The sequence below is a fragment of the Nostoc sp. UIC 10890 genome (genome assembly GCF_054786515.1).
In genome coordinates this window covers 1-1,483 of record NZ_JBSGKF010000146.1, presented here as the reverse complement: position 1 = coordinate 1,483, position 1,483 = coordinate 1, and the positions used below count along the sequence as shown (strand labels likewise).

Sequence of the window (1,483 nt, the reverse complement as noted above, 5' to 3'; positions counted from 1 at the left end):
AACTTGATAGTTTACGTTTTACTATCAAGCTCAAGGATGGCACAGTCAAAACAATTGATCAACAAAGAGGAGACTCTACTGTGACAGATGCTCCCGATTTAGAACCAAATATGAATGTATTTAAAAAAAGTCGTGCTAAATCACCTATTGACCCTAATTCACAAATTATAGATATAAAAGTTAATGATTCAGACATTATTTATATAGATGTTAACCCTGAGCCAGCCCAACCACTTGAAATCCCTGTAATTAGTTCTTCTTGGGCTAAAAAAGAAAATGTTACGCTTTATGAGTCTAATTTTTTTAGAAAGCGCCTAGAAGCTAGTGAGAATAAACAAATAGCCTTTGCTGCTTATACTCTGTTAAAACGGTATGGTGTTGAGGCTAAAGATGAACAACAGCAGACCATCGGTAAAATTTACCATGCTGATGCTTTTGTAATTAAGAATCATGGTGCTGATAAATACAGTATCTATCGTCGTCATGATGATGTAGAGTTAATCAATTTTCAGGCAGATAAATGGGGACACGTAGGCAATATTAAAATTTCTTACACAGAAATAGAGGATGATCCAAAAATTTGGATAGAAAAACAAATTAATATTCTGCCTATTGAAAGGCAGGAGTTTTTGTTAGTGGCTGACTACCTCAAAGCTGGTAAAGAATTGCCCTCTGTTGATGAAGACCCGCGCAAAATCGCATCTACTCTTTCCTCTCTCTCCCCTAAAGGTACACACAATATTTTAGAAAGTTTCAAAGAGAAAGAGGCATTAAAAATACTCACACAAACTATTACTAGCTTCGAGAAAGACGATTTAACCTTGGGCAATTACCGGATTCTTTTCCGGCAAACCACTGACAATACATCTACTCTGCAATTACTCAAAACTGAACACAACGGTACAAATCGGGAAGCTGTTCGCTTTCAGTTTGAGAAAACTGACACTGGTATGACTCATCAAGTCCAAGCGATGGCTATCACTGAAGCTGATTTGGAAAAGTTAAGACTATTGGCTCAAAAACTGCATATTAATTACAAAGCAATGTTAGGCAACCCTAATGATACCCGTGACATTGATTTGCCCGTTCATCCCGAAATTACCCGTAATTTAGACCACAAGCAATCTACTCAATCTACGCCCAAAGTACCAGATCGCAAGACACAATCAAACCCACAAGGAGCAAGCTCTAATTCTCCAAAACAACACAACGCTGTATCACATTCAACTACACCAACACCTAAAAACACAACACCATCGCAACCAACAAAACAACCCAAATTTTCTTCTGGGTTAGATAACGCTGTGCTACCACTACATCCAGTTTTGAAAGAATATTGGGAGCAGTTAGAAAAGGATGGTTCAAGTCATGAGACTGTAGCGCCAGGACATTTGGAATTTCAATCTAAAATTCAGCAAACTGGAAAATTAACTGTTGGTGAACAGCGTGAACTTTATCAGCAGATTCAAAATTTTGCCTGGAG

1 pseudogene is annotated in these 1,483 nt (G+C 37.7%); it reads left to right on the top strand.

Annotated elements, in window-relative coordinates:
• A pseudogene (locus ACWATR_RS39965) lies at positions 1-1,483 on the top strand (DUF3854 domain-containing protein); the annotation flags it as partial.